4 protein-coding genes are annotated in these 5,742 nt (G+C 72.6%); 3 read left to right on the top strand and 1 reads right to left on the bottom strand.

Annotated features, from left to right (window positions below):
• Positions 1 to 134: 134 nt before the first annotated feature.
• Both ABZ371_RS28050 and ABZ371_RS28045 read left to right on the top strand, forming a co-directional pair.
• On the top strand, positions 135 to 2,360 hold the full coding sequence (locus ABZ371_RS28050) for an elongation factor G-like protein EF-G2 (protein WP_358684623.1): 2,226 nt from the start codon (positions 135 to 137) through the stop codon (positions 2,358 to 2,360).
• Positions 2,361 to 2,516: 156 nt separating this feature from the next.
• Positions 2,517 to 4,187 (top strand): hypothetical protein, encoded by a 1,671-nt coding sequence (locus ABZ371_RS28045; RefSeq protein ID WP_358684625.1) that lies wholly within the window; start codon positions 2,517 to 2,519, stop codon positions 4,185 to 4,187.
• Positions 4,188 to 4,340: 153 nt separating this feature from the next.
• On the opposite strand, the gene ABZ371_RS28040 is transcribed toward ABZ371_RS28045, so the two are convergent.
• Entirely contained in the window at positions 4,341 to 4,913 is a 573-nt protein-coding gene (locus ABZ371_RS28040; protein WP_358684621.1) for an HIT domain-containing protein, read from the bottom strand.
• Positions 4,914 to 4,979: 66 nt separating this feature from the next.
• Between ABZ371_RS28040 and ABZ371_RS28035 the strand changes: the two genes are divergently transcribed.
• The gene (locus tag ABZ371_RS28035; RefSeq protein ID WP_358684618.1) at positions 4,980 to 5,657 is read left to right on the top strand and encodes a potassium channel family protein; all 678 of its coding nucleotides are present in this window, start codon (positions 4,980 to 4,982) and stop codon (positions 5,655 to 5,657) included.
• The last annotated feature ends 85 nt before the right edge of the window (positions 5,658 to 5,742 follow it).

The following is a 5,742-nucleotide window of genomic DNA, read 5'->3' as shown; positions in this document are numbered from 1 at the left end:
GTGAGGGTGGAAAGCTCGAAGTACAGCGGGCGTCGCCGAAGCCGCCGGCGAGGCGTCCACGCCCGTGCCGCATCTCCCCTCATCGCGCGCCGCGCCCCGGAGGGCGCGGCGCCACCCTCCGGGAGGCACGCATCATGGGCGACAGGACACATACGCACACCGGAGCCGCCGGCAGGGCGGCGACGGCCGACGGGCCCGCTTCCGTACGGAACGTGGTGCTGGTCGGCCACAGCGGTTCGGGCAAGACCACGCTCGTCGAGGCTCTCGCGCTGACGGCCGGGGCACTCAACCGGGCGGGCCGGGTCGAGGACGGCGGGACCGTCTCGGACCACGACGAGATCGAACAGCGCCGGCACCGCTCCGTACAGCTCTCGCTCGTCCCCGTCACGTGGGAGGGGTACAAGATCAATCTGCTGGACACCCCCGGTTACGCGGATTTCGTCGGGGAGCTCAGGGCCGGGCTCCGGGCGGCGGACGCGGCCCTCTTCGTCGTGTCGGCGGCGCAGGAGGCCGACGCCGTGGCGGGCACCGCCCGCGCACTCTGGGAGGAGTGCGCGGCGGTGGGGATGCCCCGCGCCGTCGTCGTGACCCACCTGGACACCGCGCGCACCTCGTTCGAGGAGATGACACGGGTCTGCGGGCGGATGTTCGGGGACGAGGACCCCGACGCCGTACTCCCGCTCCACCTGCCCCTGCACGGGCCCGGGGGCCCGGACGGGCACGCCCCGCTCACCGGGCTCACCGGACTGCTCACCCAGCGGGTCCTGGACTACTCCACCGGGGAGCGCGTCGAGCACCCGCCCGCGGGTGACCGGCGCGAGGCGCTGTCGCGGGCCCGCGACCGGCTCATCGAGGGGATCATCGCGGAGAGCGAGGACGAGACCCTGATGGATCACTACTTGGGCGGCGGGAGCATCGACGCCGGGACGCTCATGGACGACCTGGAACACGCCGTCGCTCGCGGGGCGTTCCACCCCGTCCTCACGGCTGCTCCGGCCGCCGAGGGAGCTCGTCAGGGCGTCGGCACGGTCGAACTCCTGGAACTGATCACCCGGGGCTTCCCGTCCCCCGCGGAGCGGGCACTGCCCACCGTCACCGCCCCCGACGGCTCGCCACGCCCCGCGCCGGCCTGCGACCCCGAGGGGCCCCTCCTCGCGGAGGTCGTGAGGACGACGTCCGACGCCTACGTCGGACGGGTCTCCCTGGTCCGGGTCTTCTCGGGCACACTGCGCCCGGACGACCCCGTCCACGTGTGCGGCCACGGTCTCGGCGGTCCCGGGCACGAGCCGCGCCCCCTCCACGACGCCGAGGTGCGCGCCGGCGCGCTCTTCGCGCCCTTCGGGCGGCAGCAGCGCCCCCTGGACCGCTGCGTCGCCGGTGATCTGGCGTGCGTCTCGAAGCTGGGCGGGGCACAGACCGGTGACACCCTCTCGGACCCGGACGAGCCCCTGCTCATGGAGCCGTGGGCCATGAGCGACCCGCTGCTGCCGCTCGCGGTGCGCGCGCACGGCAAGGCGGACGAGGAGAAGCTGTCCCAGGGGCTGGCCCGGCTGGTCGCGGAGGATCCCACGATGCGGCTGGAGCAGAACCAGGACACCCACCAGGTCGTCCTGTGGTGCACGGGCGAGGCGCACGCGGAGGTGGCGCTGGAACGCCTGCGGAGCCGGTACGGGGTGCGGGTGGACGCCGTGCCCCACCGGGTCCCCCTGCGCGAGACGTTCGCCTCCCGGACGCTCGGGCGGGGCCGGCACGTCAAACAGTCGGGTGGTCACGGCCAGTACGCCGTCTGCGACATCGAGGTGGAGCCGCTGCCCCCCGGCAGTGGAGTGGAGTTCGTCGACAAGGTGGTCGGCGGTTCGGTGCCCCGGCAGTTCGTCCCGTCCGTCGAGAAGGGCGTACGCACCCAGGCCGCCCGCGGTGTCGCCGCGGGGCACCCGCTCGTCGACGTGCGCGTCACCCTGCTCGACGGCAAGTCGCACGCGGTGGACTCCTCGGACGCCGCCTTCCAGACGGCGGGGGCGCTGGCCCTGCGCGAGGCAGCGGCCGGCACCCGGATCGAGCTCCTCGAACCCGTCGACGACGTACGGGTCCTGGTCCCGGACGACTACGTGGGCGCCGTCATGGGTGACCTCGCGGGCCGGCGTGGCCGAGTGGTCGGAACCGAGCAGGCGGCCGGGGAGCGCACGGTCGTACGTGCCGAGGTGCCCGAGACCGAGATCGGCAGGTACGTCGTGGACCTGCGCTCCCTCACGCACGGGACGGGCCGCTTCGACCGGGAGTACGCCCGGCACGAAGCCATGCCCCCCCAGCTCGCCGAACGCGTCCGCAGCGCGCGGGAGAACACCGCGAGCGGACACTAGATGACCGGATCCGGTGCCTGCCGCCCGCCGCCGTGCCCCGGCGGCGGGCGGCGGCACGTTCCGGACGATACGCTGGGGGCCCAGCTCAGCAGGTGTGCGAAGTACGGTAGTTGGGAACAGCCGCAGGAGCAGACCGTGCGGCGAGTGGGGGCGGCAGTGGCCAACGACGGATTCGATTTCTCACCCGGAGCTCAGATCCCGCTCCAGGGCTCGGCGGGGCAGGCGGTGGCGACCAACGCCCTCGCCTCCGCCGCGTACCGTGACAGCGATGTGACGGAGATCCTCAAGGCCAACAGCGAGTGGCACAAGTCCGAGGTGAAACCGGGCGACGCCAAGCTGTTCAGGTCCGACTACTTCAAGCCGAATCTGGGCGAGGCCTTCTCCCGCGCCGTGCAGGAGCGCATGCTCGGCGGCGCCCGCAAGGCGCTCATCCAGTCCTTCGGCACGGACCCGCAGACGGTCGTCGAACACTGCCTGTCCGCGACCCGGCTGCGCAAGGCGCGCGACACCCGGCTGACCCTGGTCACCGCCGTCTGCGGCTTCCTCTTCCTGCCCGGACTGCTCTTCTGGGTCCTGGCCTTCCGGCTGCGGGACTCACTCGCCAGGTCCAAGGACAAGGCGTTCCAGGCACTCGGCGGCATCCTCCTCCTCGCGTTCGGCGCGGCTGCCGCCGTCGGCCTGATCGCCATGCCGCTCACCGGCTTCCTTGCCCTCTACCTGCGCGTGATGGCGATCGCGCCGCTCATCGGCTGGTTCCTCGCCAAGCGCATCGCCGAAGCCTCGGCCAAGGACATGCGCGCGCGCTGGGAGGGGCTACTCTCCGGCACCGCCGTGAGCGCCAAGATCCCGGAGGCGGTACCGAAGAACCCGAGCGAGACCGCCCGCGAGGCACTGCGCCAGGGCCTGGAGAAGCTCTCCGCCGAACAGCAGTCCAACGCCGTCTTCTACGCGGGGCCCAAGGGCATCCTCGGCATGGGCACCCGGTGGGGCAGCTGGCAGCTCGCCGAGGAGCTCACCCCCGCCGACCCGGCCAGGGAGATCCACCAGTTCCGCAGCTGGGACGTCGTCCGGGCCATCCACGACCAGCTCAAGATGCTGGAGCGCGGGCCGCTGAACACCGGCGGGTTCCCCACCCCGTCCGTCAAGCACTGGATCGTCTCGCCCATCGGGGAGAACGCGGACTCCGTCACCCGCCCCGAGGGCGAGGACGTCGCCACCTTCCAGATCAAGCCGCACGAGATCCAGCGCATCTGCAACCACCAGCAGTTCGGCAGCGGCGACCGGCACTACCTCGGGGTGCAGTTCACCCTCTGGGACGGCCAGCTCGTGATCACCATGCTGATCACCGTGACCGTGCTGCACGAGACCCTGCGCATCGAGGTCACCGGCCACGCCCTGGGCCCCGTCCACTCGCTGTTCCTGACCAAGCCGGCCGCGGAGACGAAGACCGTCAAGAAGGCCGTCCGCTTCTGGGAGACGCGTACCGTCACGCTCCCCCTCGTGAAGGCGGACGAGGTCGTCAGGCTGGCCCTCCGCGCCCCCTTCACCTGGTACCCGCCGCTGCTCGACTACCTCGGCGGCAAGATCGTGCTGCCCGAGCCCTTCGGGTTGCGGCACGCCTGGGCGGCCAAGCCCTGGGGCCACCGCTTCATGGCGGACGACGCCATGCGTGCGGCCACCCCGGTCCTGCGCGTCGTGCACTCGGCCGCGATGCGGGTCCTCAAGGAGCACGGCGTCGACACGGAGCGCTTCGACAACCGCTCGATGGTCCTCAGCGGACTGGTACAGGACCCGGCCCCGAGGAAGGCCGACGTCTACGACGCCTGAGGCGGCTGCACCGCCCGGGCCCGCCGGCACTCGGCCGCTCCCGGGCTGTCCACGGAGCGACTGCCGCCCGGACGCCCCGCTCACACCGTCGGACCCGGTTCACGCCCGGGGCCCTACCCGCCCTGCCGGGACGGCCCCGGCGCGCACGGCGGCTCAGCCGGACGGCAGCTCCGCCGGCCACACACCGGCGAGCATCGTCCGGGTGTCCCCCAGCAGCTGCGGGAGCACCTTGGTGTGGCCGACGACCGGCATGAAGTTGGTGTCCCCGCCCCAGCGGGGCACCACGTGCTGGTGGAGGTGGGCGGCGATACCCGCGCCGGCCTCGGCGCCCTGGTTCATGCCGATGTTGAAGCCGTGCGCCCCGGAGGCGGCCCGCAGCGCGACCATGGCCCGCTTGGTGAAGTCGGCCAGCTCCATGGTCTCCGGACCGTCGAGCTCGGTGTAGTCGGCCACGTGCCGGTACGGCACCACCATCAGGTGCCCGCCGTTGTACGGATACAGATTGAGCACGGCGTAGACCCGCTCGCCCCTGGCGACGACGAGCCCGTCCTCGTCGGACTTCGAGGGGATCTCGCAGAACGGGCAGCCGTCCCCGGCTCCCGGACCGCTCGGCTTGCTCTCACCCTGGATGTAGGCCATCCGGTGGGGCGTCCACAGGCGCTGGAACGCGTCGGGCGTCCCCACTCCGATCTGCTGTTCCGGCTCACTCGTCATGCCGGTCAGCATATTGCGTCACTCCCGGCGCGCGTGTCGCCGGGGGCGGCCCCGCCGGGGCACCGCGATGCTGACGCCATGAGCGACCGCCCCACGGCCCCCGACCCCGCCCGGCTGCAGGAATGGGAGCAGCGCAGCGAGGTGCCGCTCTTCGCCGCGGCACTGCTCTTCCTCACCGGTTACGCGGTCCGCGTCCTCACCCCCGCCGGCGTCCAGCCCTGGCGCGACATCGCCCTCGCCCTCGTCGCCGGCACCTGGGTGCTCTTCGTCGTGGACTACGGCGCACGGCTCAGGCTCAGCGGCCTGGGGATCCGGTTCGTGCACCGGCACTGGCTGGACACGGCGGTCCTGCTCCTGCCGCTGCTGCGCCCGCTGCGCATGGTCAAGGTCTACACGGCGGTCCAGCAGCGCAGGAACGGCCCCGGTCTGAGCCTGTACGCCCGGGTGATGACGTATGCGAGCCTCACCGCCGCGCTGCTGGGCTTCTCCGCGGCGCTCGCGGTGTACCACCAGGAGCGGGGGGCGCCCGGTTCCACGATCCGCACGTTCGGCGACTCGCTGTGGTGGGCCTGCGCGACGCTCACCACGGTGGGCTACGGCGACGCGGTGCCGGTGACCCCGGTCGGCCGGGTGATCGCGGCGTTCATGATGGCGTGCGGGCTCGCGCTGCTGGGGGCGGTGACGGGCTCGTTCTCGTCGTGGCTGGTGGAGGTCTTCCGGCGGGAGGACGAGAGGAGGCCCCCGGGGAGCGCGTAGCTCCCCGGGGCCCACCCCGGCCGGGGTGACCACCCTAAAGCAAGCGCCACCCCCCCCCCCACCATTTGGCACCACCCCACACACG

It is taken from the genome of Streptomyces sp. NPDC005899 (assembly GCF_040629645.1).
Taxonomy (GTDB): domain Bacteria; phylum Actinomycetota; class Actinomycetes; order Streptomycetales; family Streptomycetaceae; genus Streptomyces.
This window is presented reverse-complemented; position numbering and strand designations above follow the sequence as displayed.